17 protein-coding genes, 1 tRNA gene and 1 pseudogene are annotated in these 23166 nt (G+C 42.6%); 9 read left to right on the top strand and 10 right to left on the bottom strand.

Annotated features, from left to right (window positions below):
• Positions 1-218: 218 nt before the first annotated feature.
• The 7 genes from HMPREF0666_RS15290 to HMPREF0666_RS15260 all read right to left on the bottom strand — a co-directional run bounded on the left by HMPREF0666_RS15290 (position 219) and on the right by HMPREF0666_RS15260 (position 11059).
• Positions 219-1676: a TrkH family potassium uptake protein gene (locus tag HMPREF0666_RS15290; protein ID WP_009013287.1), complete on the bottom strand. Its 1458-nt coding sequence runs from the start codon at positions 1674-1676 to the stop codon at positions 219-221.
• Positions 1677-1678: 2 nt separating this feature from the next.
• On the bottom strand, positions 1679-3019 hold the full coding sequence (trkA, locus tag HMPREF0666_RS15285) for a Trk system potassium transporter TrkA (protein ID WP_009013286.1): 1341 nt from the start codon (positions 3017-3019) through the stop codon (positions 1679-1681).
• A 60-nt stretch (positions 3020-3079) separates the two neighbouring features.
• Positions 3080-5002, bottom strand: a complete 1923-nt coding sequence (gene dxs, locus HMPREF0666_RS15280; protein WP_009013285.1) for a 1-deoxy-D-xylulose-5-phosphate synthase — start codon at positions 5000-5002, stop codon at positions 3080-3082.
• 539 nt (positions 5003-5541) lie between these two features.
• Positions 5542-6624 (bottom strand): OmpA family protein, encoded by a 1083-nt coding sequence (locus HMPREF0666_RS15275; protein ID WP_009013284.1) that lies wholly within the window; start codon positions 6622-6624, stop codon positions 5542-5544.
• Between the two features lie 437 nt (positions 6625-7061).
• Positions 7062-8483: an MATE family efflux transporter gene (locus tag HMPREF0666_RS15270; protein WP_042856506.1), complete on the bottom strand. Its 1422-nt coding sequence runs from the start codon at positions 8481-8483 to the stop codon at positions 7062-7064.
• A gap of 234 nt (positions 8484-8717) precedes the next feature.
• Positions 8718-9398, bottom strand: a complete 681-nt coding sequence (locus HMPREF0666_RS15265; RefSeq protein ID WP_009013282.1) for an FKBP-type peptidyl-prolyl cis-trans isomerase — start codon at positions 9396-9398, stop codon at positions 8718-8720.
• Between the two features lie 113 nt (positions 9399-9511).
• A complete protein-coding gene (locus HMPREF0666_RS15260) occupies positions 9512-11059 on the bottom strand; it encodes a glycine--tRNA ligase (protein ID WP_009013281.1) in 1548 nt (515 codons plus the stop codon).
• Positions 11060-11398: 339 nt separating this feature from the next.
• Between HMPREF0666_RS15260 and HMPREF0666_RS15250 the strand changes: the two genes are divergently transcribed.
• From HMPREF0666_RS15250 to HMPREF0666_RS15240, 3 genes are all read left to right on the top strand, one after another.
• Positions 11399-14125, top strand: a complete 2727-nt coding sequence (locus tag HMPREF0666_RS15250; RefSeq protein ID WP_009013279.1) for a DNA gyrase/topoisomerase IV subunit A — start codon at positions 11399-11401, stop codon at positions 14123-14125.
• A gap of 157 nt (positions 14126-14282) precedes the next feature.
• The gene (locus HMPREF0666_RS15245; RefSeq protein ID WP_042856504.1) at positions 14283-15119 is read left to right on the top strand and encodes a DUF3316 domain-containing protein; all 837 of its coding nucleotides are present in this window, start codon (positions 14283-14285) and stop codon (positions 15117-15119) included.
• Positions 15116-16153: a S41 family peptidase gene (locus tag HMPREF0666_RS15240; RefSeq protein WP_009013277.1), complete on the top strand. Its 1038-nt coding sequence runs from the start codon at positions 15116-15118 to the stop codon at positions 16151-16153. Before HMPREF0666_RS15245 ends, HMPREF0666_RS15240 begins: the two co-directional genes overlap by 4 nt.
• A 37-nt stretch (positions 16154-16190) precedes the next feature.
• On the opposite strand, the gene HMPREF0666_RS15235 is transcribed toward HMPREF0666_RS15240, so the two are convergent.
• Entirely contained in the window at positions 16191-16688 is a 498-nt protein-coding gene (locus tag HMPREF0666_RS15235; RefSeq protein WP_232214141.1) for a hypothetical protein, read from the bottom strand.
• Positions 16689-16975: 287 nt separating this feature from the next.
• On the opposite strand from HMPREF0666_RS15235, the gene HMPREF0666_RS15230 reads away from it, so the two are divergent.
• The 5 genes from HMPREF0666_RS15230 (at position 16976) to HMPREF0666_RS16990 (ending at position 19966) form a co-directional block, all read left to right on the top strand.
• Positions 16976-17057, top strand: a tRNA-Leu gene (locus HMPREF0666_RS15230).
• A 419-nt stretch (positions 17058-17476) separates the two neighbouring features.
• Positions 17477-18028, top strand: coding sequence for a hypothetical protein (locus tag HMPREF0666_RS18325; protein WP_009013275.1), 552 nt, complete (start codon positions 17477-17479; stop codon positions 18026-18028).
• A complete protein-coding gene (locus HMPREF0666_RS18320) occupies positions 17994-18359 on the top strand; it encodes a hypothetical protein (RefSeq protein WP_232214140.1) in 366 nt (121 codons plus the stop codon). The genes HMPREF0666_RS18325 and HMPREF0666_RS18320 overlap by 35 nt, the downstream gene beginning before the upstream one ends.
• Positions 18360-18835: 476 nt before the next feature.
• Positions 18836-19000: a hypothetical protein gene (locus HMPREF0666_RS17525; protein ID WP_157600300.1), complete on the top strand. Its 165-nt coding sequence runs from the start codon at positions 18836-18838 to the stop codon at positions 18998-19000.
• Positions 19001-19378: 378 nt separating this feature from the next.
• Positions 19379-19966, top strand: a complete 588-nt coding sequence (locus tag HMPREF0666_RS16990) for an ISL3 family transposase (protein WP_009013271.1) — start codon at positions 19379-19381, stop codon at positions 19964-19966.
• On the opposite strand, the gene HMPREF0666_RS15210 is transcribed toward HMPREF0666_RS16990, so the two are convergent.
• Entirely contained in the window at positions 19963-20760 is a 798-nt protein-coding gene (locus HMPREF0666_RS15210) for an ABC transporter permease (RefSeq protein WP_042856501.1), read from the bottom strand. The two genes, HMPREF0666_RS16990 and HMPREF0666_RS15210, sit on opposite strands and share 4 nt — an antisense overlap.
• Before the next feature lie 7 nt (positions 20761-20767).
• Positions 20768-21670, bottom strand: a complete 903-nt coding sequence (locus HMPREF0666_RS15205) for an ABC transporter ATP-binding protein (RefSeq protein WP_009013268.1) — start codon at positions 21668-21670, stop codon at positions 20768-20770.
• Positions 21671-22006: 336 nt separating this feature from the next.
• Here HMPREF0666_RS15205 and HMPREF0666_RS15200 point away from each other — a divergent pair.
• A pseudogene (locus HMPREF0666_RS15200) lies at positions 22007-23166 on the top strand (IS1380 family transposase); the annotation flags it as partial.

Raw genomic sequence — 23166 nt, 5'->3', positions numbered from 1 at the left:
AAGAGGAAGGGGGAGAAAGTGGTAGACGACAGTCGTCAATGTTTTATTATCACGGTAATAAATATTTTTCTTCATGAAAAGAAATATTTTTTCTCGTGAAGATAAATATTTTTTTCATGAAAATAATTTGCTTATGACAGTTGTAGAGGAAAAATAAAAGCCTTTATGAGGTATCATCTTGAAACGAGTATGATCCTGATAAAGGCTTTTGTCCATCATTAGTTCTCCTTCCAAAAGGCCGGAGTAAATAGTACTAAGACTGTAAATAACTCCAAACGACCTACGAGCATAAGGAAGGAACAAATCCATTTAGCCAAGTCTGGTAGCTGTGCCCATGACATGGTAGGTCCAATCTCCATACCTAAAGTAGGTCCAACATTACCCAAAGAACTCAATGTAATTGTGATAGCATTCGTGTTATCAATGCCAACTGCAATCATTGTGAATGCACAGAAAAGAGTTAGGATGAGGTAAAGTCCTACGAAGCCCAAAAGAGTTACGCGCTTAGATTGTGGGATGTTTACACCGTCAATCTTCATTGGTAAGACTGCATTCGGGTGTAGAATCTGACGGAACTCATTGCGTACCACCTTTAAAAGCATTACGCCACGAATACTTTTGATACCGCCACTTGTTGAACCAGAACAGCCTCCAAAGAACATACAAGCGGCTAAGACTACCCACGTAACATGAGGCCATTTACCAGCATCATCACTGAAGAGACCCGTCGTCGTAATAAAGGACACCACTTGAAAGAGTGCACTACGGAAGGCGTGCTCTATGTCATAATGATTTCGATAGACAAGTTCTGCTGCGATGAAGATGGTAAACGCCAGTACCATAATCGTATAGAAACGGAACTCACTATTCTTTATAAGTTTCTTGATGTCTAATCCCACAGCCGAAGCATACAACAAAGTAAAGTTCACACCAGAGAGGAAACAGAATAAGGCACAGACATACTCTTCTGTAGGAGAGTGGAAAGTAGCGATAGAACCACTCTCCGTAGAGAACCCTCCTGTCGCCGTACTGGTCATTGAATAGTTGAAGGCATCAAACCATCCCATGCCACAAACCTTATAGGAGAGGATACAAGTGATGGTTAGAACTAAATAAACCACCCATATCCACTTAGCACTCGTACTCAATCGGGGATGTAGCTTACTCTTAATAGGGCCGGTAGCCTCGGCAGCAAACACTTTTACCGAACCTCCTACCATAGAGGGAAGGATGGCAATAGTAAAGAATACGATACCTAATCCTCCTATCCATTGCGTTAGCGAACGCCAGAAGAGGAGTCCTTTAGGGAGATACTCAGGATAGTCAATGATGGATGCTCCCGTCGTAGTAAAGCCTGACATTGCTTCAAAGAAAGCATCTGTGAAACTCTTAATACCACCACTCAACATAAAAGGTAGTGTACCGAAGAGCGTAAAGAATATCCAAGATACCGTTACAACGAAGTAAGCATCACGACGTCCCAAGAGGTTATCGGCATTGCGTCCAAGCAATCGTAAAGACAGACCCGCACCCAATGTGATTAGAATACTCCACACGAAAGGCATGATATCGGTGCCTTGATAAAGTATTGCCACAAACAGACAAACGAGCATCAATACACCCTCTATCCATAGCAACGAGCCAAGTATCTTGGAAATAAGTCTCAGATTAAGCATGGTTAAATAAACAATTTCTCTACCTTTTTAATATCGACATTATAACAGAACACCACTACAGAGTCGCCAGCCTCAATCTGTGTGTTACCAGAAACAAGCATTCCTTCGCCGTTTCTTACGAGTCCACCGATGGTCATTCCCTTTGGAAGATTAAGCTCTCGGACAACTTTCCGAGTCACTTTCGAGTTAGGGCTGGGTACAAACTCAGCCACATCAGCATTGACAGACATAAGGAACTTCACGTTCTCTACGTTTGCATCGAGTAGCATCTGATAAATATGACTGGCTGCAAGCGCCTTCTTATTGATAATCGTACCAATATCCAGACCGTCTGCAGTAGCCACATAATCGAAGTTCTCAACTGATGCTACTGTCTTACGAACGCCCAATCGCTTAGCTGTCAGACAAGCTAAGATATTCGTCTCAGCGTTAGAAGTCAGCGCCACAAAGGCTTGTGTGTGGCGTATTCCTTCTTCTTGTAATAACGCAATATCCCGTCCATCACCATTAATGACCAATCGGTCTTCACTGAAGACATCGTTTAGAACCTCGCAGCGGGCAGGGTTTTGTTCGATAATCTTTGCGTTCATGTATTCTGGTAACATCTTCACCGCACGTGCAGCAGTCTTGCCTCCACCCATGAAGATAACATTCTGTACATCAACATATTGTTCTTTACCAACAATCTTACGGATGTATGGGATATACTGCTTTGTGGTCATGAAATAAACAAGGTCATACAACTGTAGCGTATCATTACCACCTGGGATGATGGTCTCCTCGTTATGTTTGATAGCAACAACGTGATAAGGGTCGTCAGGTCCACTTATCTCACGCAGAGGACGGTTAAGAATCTCACAACTCTCACGCACCTTAATACCTAACATCACTAAAGCGCCGTCGTGTACATCCCAACGCTGGCGCACCCAAGACATTTTTAGACCGTTGATGATGTCCTTTGCTGCAAGAATCTCCGGATAGATGATATCGTTGATACCCATCTGACGAAAGAGCTCTTTGTTCTGTTCTTCCACATACTCAGGGTTGTCAACACGCGCTACCGTCTTCTTCGCACCCAACTGGTGTGCTATAACACAGGCAGCAATATTAGCCGATTCGTTTGGCGTTACTGCTATAAAGAGGTCGGCATGCTCTGCACCAGCATCTTTTAGACCTTTAATATTCGTAGCAGAGCATTCCATCGTAAGCAAGTCGTACTCATTACCGATTTTCTCCAGGTTCTCTGGATTTTCATCCATGAGCACAATGTCTTGCATGTTACGTGAGAGTAGCTTTGCCAGATAGGTTCCTATGGCGTAAGCGCCTGATATTATAATTTTCATACCTTATATTTTTAGAGATGAAACGAGGGAGTATATAGTAGGTTGTGGGCGAATGGTTTGTTATTCGTTGCTATCCAGCAACCTTTTCTTGATGCTTTCTATGTCTATTCCACAGATTTCACGCAGTTGCTGAACAGTTCCCTGTTCTACGAAGTGATCTGGCATTCCCATACGAGCGATATGTGGTGTATAACCATGATCACTCATCCATTCGGTCACAGCTGAGCCTAAACCACCATTGCGTACACCGTCTTCTATCGTTATGATGCGTGAGAAACGGTTGCCTACCTCTTCAAGGAGTTTCTCATCTAAAGGCTTTAAGAAACGCATGTCATAATGGGCTATTGACGGACAATGCCCATTTGAGGTAGACGACTCTGCTCCCTCTACCAGTTTAATAGCCTTTTCAACATCATTGCCGATAGGACCGATACTCAATACAGCCACATCCCAACCATCGTGGATACGTCGTCCTGTTCCCACCTCAATCTCTTTGAGAGGACATTCCCAGTCTGTAAGCACACCCTTCCCACGTGGATAACGGATTACGAAGGTACCTTTTCCCGGCAACTGTGCCGTGTACATCAATCGACGTAACTCACGTTCGTCCATAGGGGAAGCGATTGTAAGATTTGGAATAGGACGTAAGAAGGCCATGTCGAAAGCTCCATGATGAGTCGCACCATCCTCACCCACTAAGCCAGCACGGTCTAAGCATATAACAACAGGAAGATTGAGGATAGCAGTGTCATGGATAATGCTATCGTATGCACGTTGTGAGAATGCACTATAAATGTTACAGAAAGGCTGCAATCCATCCTTTGCCATGCCCGCAGAGAAAGTCACTGCATGGGCTTCAGCAATACCAACATCGAATGTTCTCTCAGGCATAACGTCCATCATAATATTCATCGAACAACCTGTTGGCATGGCCGGCGTTACTCCAACAATGCGTTTATTCTTCTTGGCAAGTTCTAACAGTGTCTTACCAAACACGTCTTGGAACTTAGGAGGTTCGTTACTGCTGTCTTGTACAATACGCTTGCCCGTCTCTGGATCAAACTTACCAGGGGCATGCCATACCGTTGCACTCTTCTCAGCTGGTTCGTATCCTTTTCCCTTCTTGGTGTGCAGATGAAGTAGCTTTGGTCCCTTCATGTCTTTCAACTGACGAAGGATACGCACTAATTCCTCAACGTTATTACCATCAAAAGGACCAAAGTAGCGGATATTCATGCCCTCAAACATGTTCTGCTGATGTGATAAAGCCGACTTTAACGCATTGTTAAAGCGTAACAAACCTTTGCGACGTTCATCATTCAGTAGACCTTTATCACGCAACCACTGTGATGCCTTGAAGCGTAGTCGGTTATAAGTCTCGTTGGTATCGAGCTTTAATAGATATTGCTCCATCCCCCCCACAGCTCTGTCAATAGACATGTCATTATCATTCAGAATGATAAGTAAGTCATTAGGTTGGCTGGAGACATTGTTCAGTCCTTCGAAGGCTAAGCCTCCACTCATTGCACCATCACCAATGATGGCAACCACATGACGCTGCTGCTTCGTCAGTTTAGAAGCAACCGCCATACCCAATGCTGCAGAGATAGAGTTAGAGGCATGCCCACAAGTAAACGTATCATATTCGCTCTCGAAGGGAGAGGGGAAAGGCATTAATCCGTTTAACTTACGGTTATTACAGAAGTTCTCACGTCGACCTGTAAGAATCTTGTGTCCGTATGCTTGATGTCCCACATCCCAAACGAGACGATCTTCTGGAGTGTTAAAAACATAGTGGCAGGCTACCGTTATCTCAGTTGCTCCTAAGCTGGAGGCAAGATGACCTGGATTGACGGCAACCTCTTCAATGATATCTTTGCGCAACTGCTGACATAATCTTGGCAATTCATCTATCGTTAACTTGCGCAAGTCGGCAGGTGACTGTATTTTATTTAGAAGGTCGAACTTATTTTCCTTTGACATTGTCGAATAACATGAAAACAATGCAAAGGTACGCTAAATAGCTTAAAAAGCAAAATAAAACAGTGAGGTATTCTGTTATTTATCCCAAAACGAGCCTTATATGAATGTTTGATATTGATTACCCAAACATGGAGACAGCGATACTACTTGTTAGAAGAAATGTTTTTAAGGTGTTATGCGGTTACTCATAAGGCTTCGTGTAATCTTACTATAAACTAATAAGATACCTGCTTGCAGGAGGTTAACAGCAATGAAAAGGAGTTTTATTGGATGGAGACTTACTATAGATAAGGTGTTATAGGTTCAGATGGTAATGGGCAGTAGGATAGGGGACGATTATCATGTCAAAGATATAGTAGTGGTTCTATTGCTATTTTCGTTCGTCTTCAGCAAAGTCCTCTGCAAAGTTCTTATAGTGAGTAGATTGTAGCATAGGATGATAAGTGTATATAAAAACAATAGGGATGAACCTTAAAGATCCATCCCTATCAGTTATTTTTGTCAACTAACCTTTGTCGGTTAGTGAGTTGTTAGCTTGATTACTTAACGTAAACAACAGCCAAACGGTTAGATGTTACACCCTGTACACCCTGACCCTTAGCCTCATCAACGATGACACCACGGCTCTGGAGATACTTAGCAACAACGTCTGCACGGTTCTGAGAGAGGCGGTCGTTGAATGCCTTAGAACCCTCTGGAGAAGCTGTACCTACGATCTGTACGTGACGGCCAGACTTAACCTCGTCAAGAGCCTTCTTAGCATCGTTTGTAAGGAAGTACTTACCTTGAGCGAATGTTACGAATACCAAGTTGTCAATGCAGAGAGTCTGAGTTGTCTGTGCAGGAACTTCCTTAACAACTTCCTTAACGACTTCCTTGATAACCTCCTTTGGTTTAGCGTTAAGCTGGTCACGGAGAGAGTTAATCTCATCGTTCAACTCACCAACATTCCAAACCTTGAAGTTGTGAGTACCATTAGAAGTCTTGAACTTGTAGTTAAGACCTACGAAGAGACCGAGCTGTGCTGCCTGCTTTCCAAACTGAATAGCATCGCCAGGACCGTGGGTGAGGTTCCAGAGAACTGCTGGCTCAACATAAAGCTGCCAAGCTCTCTTTTCACCAAGGTTGTAAGCGAATGTAAGACCAGTCTTAGCTGTCAACTCTGTATCATCACCAGTGTTACCAGTCTGAATGAGGTGCTTGTCACCGTAAGTAATCCAGTAACCGATACCTGCCTCAGCTCCTACCTCGAAACGACGGTCTGGGTTGTACTCGCAGAAAAGGTTTGTGAAGTTGATAGTACCATTCAAACCGAGGTTGATAGCACGAACAACAGTGTGGCTGTTAGAGAAACCTAATGAACCAGTCTGCCAACGGTTGTCACCGAAGAAAGCAAGACCCTCGAGGTTTGCACCATAAACTGGGCTGAACTGCTTACCGAGCTTAAGACCTGCTACAGGGTTAACTGGAGCGAAATGATTGAAATTAAGAGGACCTGTAACACCACCCTCAACGCCGAGGTAAATGTTGTCAAATGCCTTAGCCTTCTCGTAAGCTACCTGAGCTTGTGTACTTGTGATACCCATAGCGAGCATCGAAAGTGCAATCAAAAACTTTTTCATAAATGCTTAATATTAATTCTGTTAATTTTAGCGACTTAATTATATTCGGTGTGCAAAGGTAGCACTTTTTTTGAATAGACTACATTATTTCATAGAAAAAATTCTAATTTTTAGGTAAAAAAGTGCTTTTTCAACATCTTTTTCAGCGTTTTAGACAATAAAACGGGCTAAAAGTGGTTATATAGCTCGTTCCTTTTTGCACGAAGAAAGGGCAACGAAGAAGGGCTAATTTACCAACAAATGTTTCCTATTAAACAATGCTCATAGGATGTTTCCGTCCTCTTTAAGACACACGGGTATGATTTTCTAATCTTTTGGAAAGTCTCCCTTCGCATGTCTCTTTCCACCTTATTATATATAATATATCTTTCCTTATTGATATATCTACGTATAAGAGGGTGATTCACGATAATATTTTTTAGTCATTCCTTCCTTGTTTAAGTCTTTTGGAGACGCTTGAAAAGATAGAAGATAAACATCATACCACGTAGAGAAAGCTCGACAGCCATTGCAAACCATACACCACGCAGACCGTACTGGGACGCAAGGCAATAGGCTAATGTCAGACGGATAAGCCACATACTACCCAAATTAATCATCGAAGGTTTCAATGTGTCACCTGCTCCGACACAGACGCTATATGCCACGATGGCTGCTGCAAAGAAGGGTTCAGCAAATGCTTCGATGCGGAGAACAGAAGTTCCCAAGTCTTGAATGGCTGTAACAGGAGATAAGAGGCCTATCATTTCTGGGGCAAAGATATACATCACAACACCCATGAAGGCCATGACTATCATACCCAGAAAGACTGTCATCCATGCGAAGCTACGATGGAGATCACGCCTGTCAGCCCCCACACTCTGGCCTACTAAGGTTGTGGCAGCCTCACTGATGCCATATCCAGGCATGTAACATAAGCTCTCTGCTGTAATAGCAAACGAATGTGCTGCAATCGCAACATTGCCCAAAGGAGCCACGATCATCGTTGATACGAGTTGAGCACCATTCATGAGTAGGTACTGTAAGCCCATTGGTGCACTAATCTTCAGTGCGTTCCAGATATACTGCCATCGCCATGAGAAGCGTTCAATATCTTGTTTCCATGCCAAGATAGGACTGCGGAAGATGGCATAATAAGCCAAGGGCAAAGCGACACAGACGAAGGCTAAGAGACTACCGAGGGCCGCACCAGCAACACCAGCACCAAAGCCTGGCATCGTCAGCTCTATCCCGAAGAGTGAGATAGTTCGTGTAGGGAATATCAAGAAGTAGTTGAAAATAACGTCCAACACGCACATCAGTATTGCCATCATACTTGGACGACGCATGTCACCAGCCACTTTAAGCATAGCTCCCGACATGTATTCAATCAGATGAAATGGTGTGATACAGGAGAAGATAAGGAAATAGACCATTGCATCATGCTGTATATCAGTTCCTCCACCGAGCCATATAGGGAGTCGTGGACCAATAAGGAAGGCGATAAGTAGCATTAACAACGAGAAGCAAAGTCCAAAGACATAGCCATGCCGCATGACTGCACGTGCCTTTGGAAAGTCATTCGCGCCAATGAAATGAGCCACTTGTACAGAGAAACCCATCGTCACGGCACTCACTAAAGAGAAGATAAGCCATGTGGCTGGTTCGACAAGTCCGATGGCTGCTGATGGTTCTGCACCAAGCGACCCCACCATTCCAGCATCGATATAAAACATCAGTACCGTTGTTACTTGCGCTAAGATAGATGGGACGCTGAGTTGGATAATGAGATTAAATTTCTCATTCCTGCTCATCATCCCACCATTTCTAATCTTGGTGAGAAGCCTATCTGTGACGGATTTACGGAAGGATAAATGCACGGAACTACTATGATATCTGACGAGTGAAACCTAAGTAATAATTCAAGAAAGATGCGTGAAAAGGAGAGAGGCAGAAGACGTCATAGAAGGAGGGGTAGCTCATAAAAAGAGAAAAAGGGACATCAATCTCGTCTGTTCACTTCTGTTCTAAAAACGAACACACGAGACTTTGTGTCCCTATACTATAAGACTAAAACTCGTTCTGACCTTCTTGTGCAGCTTTTATGCTACCTTTTAATCCTTCAATTTCACGCCTGGATGAGAGAAATCATTCAGTCGTAAGTCGAAGATGAGGGTTGAGTAAGCTGGTACAACACCAGAGTTCTTCTCACCATAACCCAACTGATAAGGGATGTAAACAGTCCAATGATCGCCACGGTGCATTGACATTAAGGCTGTTGTGAAGCCATCGACAAGACTCGTCGGCTTACCCTCAGCATCGTATGTCAGTCCGATGTAGCTGTGTACAGGGCGTGATGTTGCAGCGTTGAACTGGTTGCTTGACCATGACTTATCAAAGATAAGCCCCGAGGTATAAGTCGTAGATGGAATCAGTCGACCCATATAGTGCATAGACACAGAGTCAGAATACAACGGACTTGTCGTGCCTGTCCCTGCCTGTTCTACGTGTGCAATGATATAGTTTTCTGGACGATAAGTAAGCGCAGAACCTGTAGTTTGCTTCTGATTTTGGAAGGTGTAATTAAGTATTATCTTCCAAGAAGTGTCGCCACCTTTAATCTTCTGTTGGGTAGTCGTGTATAGATTATCCCAATAGGTCTCGTTTTTCGACTGCCAATTAGCATATTCTTCTACAGTATCATCATTCTCAGTACATGAGGTGAAGAGGCCTGCAGACAGCATCATTCCACCTAAGCAGAAGACACCAATCAAGGTCTTAATATTCTTTGTCATAGTCTGTTATTTGGCTATAAAAAGTAGACGGGACAAGTTCTCTTGTTCTCCTTCGTTCGTTTCTACGCTCTTTAGAGAACTAAAAGAACCTGCTCTGCTACCTTTCTCTTAAATTAGTCAATATCAATCTTCTTCAGTAATGAGGTGATAGATACGCGGTCTTCGATAATCTCGCGCAGCTTCTCAACTGGTACACGCTCCTGCTTCATAGAGTCACGATAACGTAGCGTAACGGTGTTATCCTTCAGTGTATCACCATCAACAGTCACGCAGAAAGGAGTACCGATGGCATCCTGACGGCGATAACGCTTACCGATAGAGTCCTTAGCCTCCATGTGTGTGTTGAAGTGGAACTTAAGATTGTTAACAATCTCTTGTGCCTTCTCTGGTAGACCGTCCTTGTTTACCAATGGAAGAACCGCACACTTAACAGGTGCTAATGGCTCTGGCAATTTCAGAACAACACGACTTGAACCATTCTCCAAAGCCTCCTCTGTATAGCTGTGACACATAATAGAGAGGAACATACGGTCAACACCGATAGATGTTTCTACTACGAATGGAGTGTAATTCTCGTTGCGTTCTGGGTCAAAGTACTTCACCTGACGGCCAGAATACTTCTCATGCTGAGAGAGGTCGTAGTTCGTACGAGAGTGGATACCCTCCACCTCCTTGAAACCAAACGGCATGTGGAACTCGATGTCAGTAGCAGCATTCGCATAGTGAGCCAATTTCTCGTGGTCGTGGAAGCGATAGTTATCGTCGCCCATACCAAGTGCTTCATGCCATGCCAAGCGATGCTTCTTCCAATAATCAAACCATGTCATCTCTGTTCCAGGCTGGCAGAAGAACTGCATCTCCATCTGTTCGAACTCACGCATACGGAAGACAAACTGACGTGCAACAATCTCGTTACGGAAAGCCTTACCAATCTGACAGATACCGAAAGGCAATTTCATACGACCCGTCTTCTGTACGTTGAGGAAGTTCACGAAGATACCCTGTGCTGTCTCTGGGCGCAAATAAATCTTGTTAGTAGCATCAGCAGATGCACCCACCTCGGTAGAGAACATAAGATTAAACTGTCGAACGTCCGTCCAATTGGTTGTACCACTGATTGGGTCAACGATTCCTTCGTCAAGAATAATCTGCTTCAAGGCCTCAAGGTCTGGTCCTTGCATTGCTTCTGTATAGCGGGCATGGAGGTCGTCGCGTTTCTTCTGGTTTTCAAGGACACGTGGGTTAGTCTCACGGAACTTAGCCTCATCAAAGGCATCGCCAAATTTCTTAGCAGCCTTAGCTATTTCTTTCGTAATCTTCTCCTCGTATTTACCAATCTGGTCCTCGATGAGGTTATCAGCACGATAACGCTTCTTAGAATCGCGGTTGTCTATCAATGGGTCGTTGAAAGCATCAACGTGACCACTTGCTTTCCATACAGTAGGATGCATGAAGATAGATGCATCGATACCAACAATATTGCTGTGTAGCAATACCATTGACTGCCACCAATATTGTTTGATATTGTTTTTTAGCTCAACACCATTCTGACCATAGTCATAAACAGCTGCTAAACCATCATAAATATCACTACTTGGGAAGACGAAACCATACTCCTTACAGTGGCTTACAATCTTCTTGAAAACATCCTCTTGTGCCATAATTATCTATTTATACCTTAATTTTTGACGCAAAGTTACGCTTTTTTAGCCGAAAAAGAATAGGTTTACTGCGAAACTTTCGCCTAAATCGATTATTAACAAGGCAAGTTTTGGTTTGTTGTGAGTCAAGATGTGGCATCTGCTAAAGTCTCCATTTGTTATCTGCGGTTCTCTTTGTGACACTTGACGGAGGGCTATGACACAGGCGAAACGAGCGTAGGCTGCAAACAGAAAACCAATTCGAACACTTGAACAAGCTATAATTTGCCTGTTTACTTTTTTTTCGTACATTTGCAGTCTTATGAAGCTTGCTTCTTAAAGAGATAAAACAAGAACTATATGGATGACGAAATAAAAGACATGGACGGCCTTACTCCTGGTGAAGATAGCCAGGAGCAGAACTCTCATTCTGATTACAAGCCTGCTGATAGGTTTGATGCTTCTGCCGTGCATCATCTCTCTGGTATGTATAAAAACTGGTTCTTGGATTACGCCAGTTACGTAATCCTTGAGCGTGCCGTACCTCATATCGAGGATGGACTAAAACCTGTTCAGCGTCGTATCCTCCATTCTATGAAACGAATGGACGATGGACGATATAACAAGGTGGCTAATATCGTGGGACATACGATGCAGTTCCACCCACATGGTGATGCTTCTATTGGTGATGCCTTGGTGCAAATGGGACAGAAGGACTTGCTCATTGACACACAAGGTAACTGGGGAAACATTCTTACAGGCGACCGTGCAGCAGCACCCCGATATATTGAGGCACGATTGTCTAAGTTTGCTTTAGAGACGGTTTTCAATCCTAAGACAACGGAGTGGCAGCTCTCTTACGACGGAAGAAACAAAGAGCCAATTACGCTCCCAGTGAAGTTCCCACTGCTTTTGGCGCAGGGTGCTGAGGGTATTGCCGTCGGCTTGTCATCCAAGATACTCCCACATAATCTTAACGACATCTGCGATGCTGCCATTCACTACCTGCGTGGCGAGGAGTTTCATCTCTATCCTGACTTTCCAACAGGGGGTAGCATTGATGTTTCGAAATATAATGATGGACAGCGAGGTGGCGTATTGAAAGTACGTGCGAAGGTTGAGAAACTCGACAATAGGACGCTTGTCATCCGTGAGGTACCTTTTACTAAGACAGCTAACACGCTTCAAGAGTCTATTACCAAGGCTGTTGAGAAGGGCAAACTGAAGATTCGTAGGGTAGAGGATATGACAGCTTCGGAGGTGGAGATTCAACTCCATCTTACACCGGGTACGTCAAGTGATAAGACAATTGATGCGCTTTATGCCTTCACCGACTGTGAGATTAATATCTCACCGAACTGTTGTGTCATCCGAGATAACAAACCAGAGTTCTTGACAACATCGGATGTCTTGCGCAATTCTGCCGAGCACACGAAGGCATTACTGCAACTTGAACTGGAAATCCGTAAGCATGAACTGGAAGAGCAGTTGTTCTATAACTCCCTTGAACGTATCTTTATCGAGGATCGTATCTATAAGGAACGTAAGTTCGAGACGGCTAAAAATATTGACGAAGTTGTTGATTTCGTTGACTCAAAACTTGAGCCTTATAAGAAGAACTTTATCCGTGAGGTGACACGTGACGACATCATCCGTCTTTTGGAAATCAAGATGCAACGCATTCTGAAGTTCAATAAGGACAAGGCTGACGAGTTGATACAGAAAATTAAGGCCGAGATAGCTGAGATTAACAAAGATCTCAGTGAGATGGTACGTGTCACTATTGAGTGGTTTACACACTTGAAGGAGAAATATGGTAAGGATCATCCACGTCGTACAGAGATAAAGAGCTTCGACACTATCGTTGCGGCTAAGGTAGTCGACGCCAACGAGAAATTATATATCGACCGACAAGAAGGCTTCATTGGTACGGGTCTTAAGAAAGCGGAGTTCGTTCAGAACTGTTCCGACCTTGATGATGTGATCATCTTCTACCGTGATGGTAAGTATAAGGTTATCCGAATAGCCGACAAAGTCTTTGTTGGTAAGGGCGTACTCCACGTACAAGTGTTCAAAAAGAATGATAAACGCACCATCTATAACGTGGTTTATCGGGACGGAAAGACAGGACCTTATTATATTAAACGTTTCAACGTCACTTCCATCACACGTGATAAAGAATACGACGTAACCCTCGGTACGCCTGGTTCTAAGATTAACTATTTCACGGCTAACCCTAATGGGGAGGCGGAGGTGATAAAGATTACACTCGACCCAAACCCTGATAAGAAGAAGCAGAACATCTTTATGGAGCGTGACTTTGCAAGTATTCTCATCAAGGGTCGCGCTGCAAAGGGTAATCTGCTGACCAAGGAGAGTATTCACCGCATCTCACTCAAGAGCCATGGACACTCTACATTAGGTGGACGAAAGGTGTGGTTCGACCCAGATGTCAACCGTATCAACTACGAAGACCATGGTCGTTACCTCGGAGAGTTCTCTGATCAAGATAGTATCTTGGTTGTTCTTAAGAACGGAGAGTTCTATATCACGAACTTTGACTCGGCCAATCATTATGAAGACAACATCCTGCGCATAGAGAAATTTGATGCTGACAAGCCTTGGACGGCTGTCATCTTCGATGCCGACAATCAGGGTTATCCTTACTTGAAGCGTTTTCAGATGGAAGCTAACAAGCGGCATCAGAATTTTATCGGAGACAATCCTAACTCCAAGATGGTACTGTTAACGGACGTTGCCTTCCCTCGTATTCAGATAACATACGGTGGAGCTGATGCCTCACGTGGTACTGAGGAGGTCGATGCTGAACAATTCGTGGGTGTGAAGGGATTTAAGGCAAAGGGTAAACGTCTGACTACTTGGACGGTTGACAAGATTGAAGAACTGGAGCCATCACGCTTCCCTGAAAAGGAGAAGGAGGAGGATGAGAACTCTGAAGACGACCAGCAGGAGGAGAACCCAACAATGGGTAACGAGGAGGAAAATCTCGATCCAGATGCTGGTAAGTCTCAGCAGCAGGTCATTGATGAGATTACTGGTCAGCTGAACCTCTTCGACAATGAGTAAACTGTATGATAAAAAGACTATTGAAAAGGGGGTGTACACCTCGTACACTCCCCCTTTCATCATTTTACTTATAAATACCTAATCATATTATCACCTATCAGTTTTCAATAAATAACTATTTAACTTGCATTTACATCCTATTTTCTTTATCAAGCCTATGAACCTAAAGACATTTTTATTTGGCTGTGTCTCACTTTCAGCAATAACCCTTTTAGCAACACCAACAGCGGCGTTTGCACAGGACACCTTACGTAGTAACAAGGTGATCACCAATGCACAGATGTTGGGAATTGGTGCTGTAAACGTCCTCGATACCTACCTCACACCCGAAGAATACGCTGGGACAGAACTTCGTTATGTCTCCCATTCTGAGCGTGAGAACGGCTCTAAGCTGTCAAGAGAACTTATACACCAAGCACAAATCGTGTCTGTTCGTAATCGAAAGGAGAACAACAACGAATTAGGTGGCTTCTACAACTTTCAGTATAACTGGTTGTATGCCTTGGGAAAATGGAACGTTGGCGAAGGAGAACTGTTGCTAAAAGCTGGTGGTGGAGTTGACACACGACTCGGATTCCTCTATAATATGCGTAATTCTAACAATCCTGCACAGGCCTACGCACAAGTGAATATTGCACCGACTGCCGTTGCTGCTTATCGTTCTCACCTTCTCAAGCTCCCTTTCCAACTACGATATGAGGTACAGGTGCCGCTCCTCGGACTGGCCTTCTCGCCTAATTACGGACAGAGTTATTACGAGATCTTTACACGTGACAACTACGACCATAATCTTATTGTCACAACACCTGCGTCTGCTCCGTCACTCTGCCAGCAGCTTACCTTTGATTTTACGCTCCGCCATACGACCTTCCGTGTAGGCTATCTTGGTGATTACCAGCAGGCGAAGGTCAATCGGCTACGCCAACATGTATGGAGTAATCTCCTCGTAATTGGTATTATTCGTAAATTCTCAATCAATAAGTTTATCCCATGAGAAAGCTTTTTCATTCCTTCCTATACGTACTGATTTCAGCACTGATAATCCTCAGTTCTGCGACAAGTTGCGTCACCAACGACCAGCTACCAGATAGTCCACAAGGCAATTTCGAGGCTTTGTGGCGAATCATCGACGAGCACTATTGTTTCTTCTCACAGAAAGGAATAGACTGGCAGGAGGTGCACAGTCGTTATGCACGCCAGTTTGATAACTCTATGACAGCAAAGCAACAGTTCGAGGTGATGACTAATATGCTCTCTGAACTGAAGGATGGACACGTCAATCTGTACACTTCTTTCGATGTAGGACGCTACTGGGCGTGGCATGAGGACTATCCCAAGAACTATTCTGATTCGTTAGAAAGGATCTACCTCAAGACTGATTATCTCATTGCAAGCGGCTTAGATTATACGGTCCTTGATGATAATATCGGTTATGTGCGCTGTGAGACATTCCAAGGGGTCATTGGCGCTGGTAATCTGGATGATATTTTCATTCATTTACAACCTTGCAACGGACTGATAATAGACATAAGAAACAATGGAGGAGGGAGTGTCTCAAATGCTGAAATATTAGCTGCACGCTTCACAAACGAGGAACTACTCGTTGGCTACCTACAGCATAAAACAGGAAAGGGACATGATGATTTCTCTTCGTTACAACCGCAATACTTAAAACCAGGAAAAGGTGTTCGTTGGCATAAACCAGTCATTGTATTGACCAACCGTAGCGTCTTCTCTGCTGCTAACGAGTTTGTAAAGTATATGAAGTGTTGCCCAAATGTCAAGATTGTTGGCGACCGTACTGGCGGCGGAGCTGGTCTACCTTTTAGCTCAGAGCTACCTAACGGGTGGGCTGTACGCTTCTCTGCTTGTCCGATGTACGACCGTGATAGACAGATGACAGAGTTTGGTATTGACCCTGACTATAAGGTTTCCCTCACTTCTGAAGACTTTGCACGAGGCAAGGATACGATTATAGAGTTTGCAAGAAAGGTGATTAAGACCCTTCCCAACGCCCAATCCCTCTAAAAGAAGGGACTGGGAAGTTCTGAAGAAACTCTAAGTTTTATATTTTACCTTGTTTAATCTCGTCAAACAGCAGTTTGTTACCAACCTTGATAACCTTTACCTTATTGGTACATCTTATGCCCATATCCAAGAAAGTGTACTGATACCAGTTGTTACCAAGGCTCACAACACGCAGAACCTTATGTGCATCGCTCGGTCCATCTTGAGCACCAGAGCGGAACAACCAGCCAGCATAAGCATCTGGTTGTGGATCATATTCATAATCATACGCAGCCTTCAACACCTTAAGCAACTTCTTTGTGCAGTGCCTCTTTAGGTATGCAGTATTATCAAAGCCTTTTGTGTTATACATAGACGTAATGAGTGAGATAGCGGCACGCTCATCTTTACTCAAAGTCTTCTTGGTAGGAGTAGCCTTAACGGACACCGTTTTCTGCCTCATCATTACGCCAGTCTCACCAGTACCATTGTAAACTACAGAAGCTGACGCATACAAAACGCCCATACATAAAACAGTTAATAATGTCTTTTTCATTGTCAATAGTTTGTTAGTTAAAGAATTAATATTGTTAAGATCAATGTTGGCTATTCGTAAAATCAGCCCTTTCATTCTCATAAGGTATCGTGATAACATTAGAATTCAAGGAGATATTTTATTTAGCAACCAAACCTTCTTTGCAAAGATATATATTTAATTTCACTCATAACCAAATATTATAAAACTTTTTATCAACATAATTTATATAGGTAGGAAAGGGATATAAAAGAAATTCCCAAATATTTGGTTATATCCAAAACATTGCGTATCTTTGCAATCGTTATGCGCCTGTGGCGGAATTGGTAGACGCGCTAGACTTAGGATCTAGTAACTCACGTTGTGCAGGTTCGAGTCCTGTTAGGCGCACAAAAGTAAGAGCCAGATAATTGATTGTCAATTATCTGGCTCTTTTTTCATCTCCGTCTTCAGCTGTTCAAAATTGTTTCTTTACTGTAAGGTGGGGTGTAAACATCTTCAAGAGAGTCTGCTACAATGTTTTGAAGAATATGGAAAACAAGATTTATAATTGGTTTGAGAGAGATAAACGAGTGTTTATTTATTTTTAACGGCTAATGAGCGATAGTAAACGAAAGTATTTTTATCTTTGCGACTGATAAAATTTAATTGAACAGATAGAAGCCTTGTCTAATGAAATGAATAGGAGTTTAGCATTGCTTAATCCTTTGTTAGCAAGATAGGTTGGCAAGGGTGAGTAGGTGCATGTGGCTTATAAATGCGAGATTAGATGACTTCAAAGGATAAAACAAATACTTAAAGAAAATGATATGAGACATTCACAATTTTTAGTAGCGGGTTTGTTAGCATTGACAACACTAAGTTTTACAGCATGTAGCAGTTCGGACGATGATGTAGAAAAACCTATCATTGAGCAACCTTCGCACGTTGCTGATGCTGCGAGATACAAGGTGACAACATTTGGGTCTACTTGGAAGAGTATTGAACTATCTGAGGGAGGACGTTATTTCATCGTTAAGAATGCCAGTATCTTGGGTACAAAAGATGACGAAATCCTCTCTGGTAGCTACGAGAAGAAGGGGGATAGTTATGTGTTGAATGGCTTTGGTGAGCTGACAATCACTCCGATCAATAAGTCTTCTTACAGTCTTCAGTTGACTAATAAGGGTAAGGTATCAAAGTTGACAGCAGAGAAAGCAGGGGTGCTACCGTCTGATAAGAACACTGACTATCTGTGTCGCACGTGGAAATTCTCTCAGTTACACCTCACAGTGAGCTATGATGGTAAGCAAGTTTATGATGGGACGGCTACGACAACTTCTTTTAATGACGTTAAAAAACGGTCTGAAGGCTGCTATTGACGCATCTGAGTATAAGGATAAACTCAAGTTGGCTAAAGAGAGATTAGATGATTTCAAAGACTTTGACATACTGCAGACAGTTACGTTCACACACGCTGGTTCGTATTATGTAACCAATAGTCGCAGTAATGAAGATATGATGAATTACTGGCAATGGACAAATGCTAACGAGTTAGTAATTGCTGTCTCTGAGAAAGAAGACGGCTTTACCGATAAAGAGCAATTACCTCTTAAATTCGAAAAAGGTAAGCTGCTAATTACAGACCGTGATAGTGATGGTCATGAGGTAGTAACACTTACTGTGACGCTCCTGCCTGTTAATGGACAATAAGAGGACCTTTTGAGCGATAGAGAGGGCGGGGCTCACTTTTCTGTGGGCTCTGCCTGTGTGCAAATTTCAGCGCTTCGCTGTTAGAAGAGAATGCAGGGAAGGTTCTACAAGAATACGGATAGAGGAAGAAAAACCATTAAACGGACAGATAGAGAATGTTGAGATTTTTCGCTAACCACTCTCTTCTCCATTCGTGAAGAGGCTGAGGAAGCGACAAGAAGAGGCCTGACAGTGTTTGAGAACATGCCCTTCTTGCGTGTTGAAGACGCCCTTCTTAAAGCAAGCAGGGCGTCTTCTTTTATGCTATATGTAATGTGCTGATTTCTTGTAGGTTACAAACTCGATAATAGGGGAGAATATATTCTTGTTTTGAAAGGCCTTGGTCAGGTAGCGTGTAAGTAATTTTCGTATGAGTGTGGCAGTAGCGTTCTCCCGCAGAAGTTCTCTTCCTAAAGTGTTTATCTATCCCTAAAGATGTGATGAAGGGTATCAACATGACTGCTATCTCCATCTTCAGAAAACTTTTGTCAGTGGTAGGACAGCCGGCTACTTATGACAAGCCTTCTCATGTCGGTCCTGCCCTTGCCAACATCCCGAACCTCTGCAGCATGAACTCCATGCTGGGACAGAGTATCTGGTAGCTCTACGAAGTGCCTAATCTGTAATGGATAATCCTGTCTCTAACCGCATGGAGCAGTAGAACCTTTGCGTAAGATGTTTGGAAGTTGCTGTCATATCTGTCATGTAAAATCGCCTTGTAAGTATCTTATAATATGCGTTTTATGTCAAATGTTAAATATGACAGCAACTAAAAATAAAACTAAATTGCATCTCTCGGAGAGGAAAAAGAAACAACCAGCAATACAAATAAAAAAGGAGACCGAAGTCTCCCAAAGATTAACTAACTCTGTATTGCAAATGTATCATCAATTAATCTTGGAGCAAAGGTCGCAAATTTTTGCCTTACTCCAAAAGAAAACAGCGAGAAAAGATATAGCCGACATCGTCGGTATTAAGCAGTGTGTACAGACCTTTCTGCAGCATATACAAGAGCTGTGAGTGAGCACCTTCCCAATGCTGCACTTGTAGTAGGCCACTTTCATGTAACCAAGCTTATGAACGAAAAGCTGGATTTGCTAAGGAGACAGTTATGGCATGAGGAAAAGGACATCAACAAGCGTAAAGTAATCAAAGGAACACGTTGGTTGTTACTCAAAAATGGAAATGATATTTTTGATTATGCACACAGAAATAGACTGGAGAATGCCTTGAGCCTAAACCGTCCGTTGATGATTGCCTATTATCTCAAAGAAGATCTTAAGGAAATATGGAATCAGTGTAGTAAGCAAAAAGCTAAAGATGTGTTGGATGAATGGGTAAAGCGAGCTACAGAATCTAAAATACAGCCATTGGTGAAAATGGCTTCAACTATTAGAGCATACAAGACATACATATTAGCATGGTACGACCATTGTATAACAAATGGAACAATTGAAGGAATTAACAATAAAATAAAGGTTCTGAAAAGACAGATATACGGATTCAGAAATGAGGAATACTTCACATTAAGACTATATGCATTGCATGATAGGCATCTACGCATTTAACGGAAGAACCTCTTTTCTGGAGTAAAACTTATATAACCTATAGGCATTGCAATGCACAAGAAACCAATGTTTATCACATCTCTCGTGGTAAAGCTCGTAAGTTCATCTATTGGCCGTACTGAGGCAAGGTATGTAAAGGTTGTAAAGGGAATGAATTCGCCCACCGATTCGTTTGTTACAAAAATGGCGGATGCTGTCAAGAATACTCCTAACAAGATAGGAATCGTAAAGTTGCGTGTTAATAAACTGACTACTAGTCCAAATACCCCAACGCAAAATGAAGCTAATAAGGCTCTCAACATAACCAATGAAGAGGATAGCCCAATAGCATATTCAGCAAATCTATATGCAGGAATCACCTCCCCCAACAAATAGCCAAACAAAACAAAACCACTCCATGTAATAATACAGAGAGCAATTATGAGTACGGATAACACAATAAACTTTGAGAGATACAACTTCCACCAAACAATAGGAAAAGAGAAAAGCGATCTTATGTTGTTATTCTGAAACTCAAATTCGCAGATCAGATAGGACAAGACGATCAATATGAGCGGAAACATTAAGGAGAATAAGGGTAGGGTGTAACGCGACCAAACCATTAGCCATGGATCTCCGCTATAAGCGAGTGCTGTATAGTCGAAAAGCCCATCTCTTCCTTTATAGATGATGTAGATGGACATCAATAAATAGACAACTAAGGGGGACAATAGAATCCCTATAATTAGCTTACTACGAGAGGCTTTATAAACCTCTGCTCTAATGATGTTTAGAAGAGAAATATGGATCTTCATGATACAATTATTTAGTTAGGTGGATAAATGCGTTCTCAAGGGCAGAACTCTTGTGTGTTATATTGTAGATAGAGATCCCATCCTTAATCAAAGAAGAGATTAACCTGGAAAATTCCTCCTCGTCCTTCACCTCAAACTCTACAAAATTTGGGGCATCAACTTGCTTCACAGAGAAGATAGACGCGTAATTTAACTGCATAATTCTATCCGTATTATCAATCTTTAGGCTTATAACATCAGAATGATTCTTTGTCAAACCATCAATATCTCCTTGGTAAATAACTTTGCCACAATCAATTATGGCAACTTCACTGGCAAGTTTTTCCAACTCCTCCAATATGTGACTAGAGAGAAATATAGTTACGCCTTCTTCCTCGTTTAATTGCCTCAAGATTTGTCTTAATTCATATATACCCTGAGGATCAAGAGCATTGAGAGGTTCATCAAGAATGAGCATTTCTGGGCGCTTGAATAGACACATTGCTAAGCCAAGACGTTGCTTTAGTCCAGAAGATAAAGCTTGCGCTTTCTTATTAGCATGCTCACTAAGCCCTAAAAGCGATAAAACTTCCTGTTTTCGAGACTTTCCCATCTTGAATATTTTATTGAGGTAGTCAAGATTTTCAGATACTGTAAGGAATGAATAGAAGGAAGGATGCTCAATCATACTACTCACATGAGAACGCAGCAATAAAGGAGATTTCTTGAGAGAGACACCTTTAAAGAAGATTTCTCCCTCATCTATTGGAAGTAGTCCTAATAATAGTTTAATGGTAGTAGACTTACCAGCTCCATTTTTCCCGAGATATCCAAAGATAGAACCAGATGGGATATCTAAATCTATACCTCGGAGTATTGGGCTATTCTGGTAACTGAAATGTAACCCTTTGATGGAAAGCATACTATTCATAACCTTATCTCTTATAAGCTATTTAATTCATCACTAGATTGTTTCCCTTTATACTTGTTTTTAGCCGGATTGAATCGGTAGGAAATCGACAACATCATATAGCGACTATCCATATTTTTCTCCTGCATTACTCTAAGATCATCGAAATGCATTTTCCAGTAACTTGTACTTGTCTTTAGGATATCGTTCAGAGTTAGATTTATCCCTTAATTCCGCAGCATAAATTCTTGTAAGAACTCCAAGTGTCTGAGAAACAAAGTTCTCAAAACACTTGGATATGTCAGAAATTTCACCTATCTTGGTGCTACAAACATAATAAGTAAGCAAAAATCTGACATGACAAAGGTAGCAATTAAAAACGAGAATATCACTTCTTTCGGTGGAATTTATCACATTATGGACGTTTTCTCAAAGCTGGACTTTGAAAAACTTACCGAATCTGTATTGGGCAAACGTGGAAGTAGCGGCAAAGCATTCAGACATGGAAGTATTTTCGGCTCTCTCTTCTTCAGCTACCTTTGTGGTGGAGATTGCCTTGAGGACATCAATGCGCTTATAGGGCAGTTCAGGCAGAGACCTAATACGCTATTACCCGGTGCCGACACTGTGGGTCGCGGACTCAAGGAGCTTGCCGAGGAAAATATTGTCTATAAGAGCAAAACCTCCAGCAAGTCTTACAGTTTCAACACTGCAGAGAAGCTGAACACCTTACTATTACGGATGATACGGAGAATGGGGCTTATAAAGGCGGGCAGCCATGTTGACCTGGATTTTGACCACCAGTTCGTTCCAGCCAACAAGTTCGATGCAAAGTATTCTTACAAGCAGGATTTTGGCTATTTCCCTGGTTGGGCTTCCATTGGAGGAATCATAGTCGGAGGTGAGAATCGTGACGGAAACACCAATGTGAGATTCCATCAGGAGGACACGCTCCGTCGCATTATGGACCGTGTAACCTCAGAACTTGGTGTGGTAATAGAGCATTTCCGTGCTGACTGCGGGTCGTTCTCAAAGGAAATCGTCCAAGCCGTAGAGCAGCGCTGCAACACGTTCTACATTCGTGCTGCCAACTGCGGCAACCGATGCGAGGAGTTCCGCCAGTTGAAAGAATGGAAGAGCGTTGAAGTTGGCTATGAGAAATGCGATGTCACATCCATCAGCATGGACAGCTTAATAGAAGGAAAGTCATACAGACTTGTCGTACAGCGTAGTCCTTTGAAAGACAAGGATGGCAAGCAACAGACGGATATGTTCGGAGTAATATACACATACCGCTGTATCCTCACCAATGACTGGGTGTCTACCGAGAAGGACATCATTACATTTTATAATGAGCGTGGGGCTAGTGAAAAAAACTTCGACATACAGAACAATGACTTTGGATGGTCACATCTGCCATTTTCCTTTATGGCTGAGAATATGGTTTTTCATGATGGTTACTGCCATGCTGAAGAACTTCTATCTCGTCCGTCATATCAGCGAAAAGGTCAAGCCGT

The sequence above is a fragment of the Prevotella sp. C561 genome (assembly GCF_000224595.1).
Taxonomy (GTDB): Bacteria; Bacteroidota; Bacteroidia; order Bacteroidales; family Bacteroidaceae; genus Prevotella; species Prevotella jejuni.
Note: the sequence above shows the minus strand (reverse complement) of the source record. Positions and strands in the feature narration are given on the sequence as shown.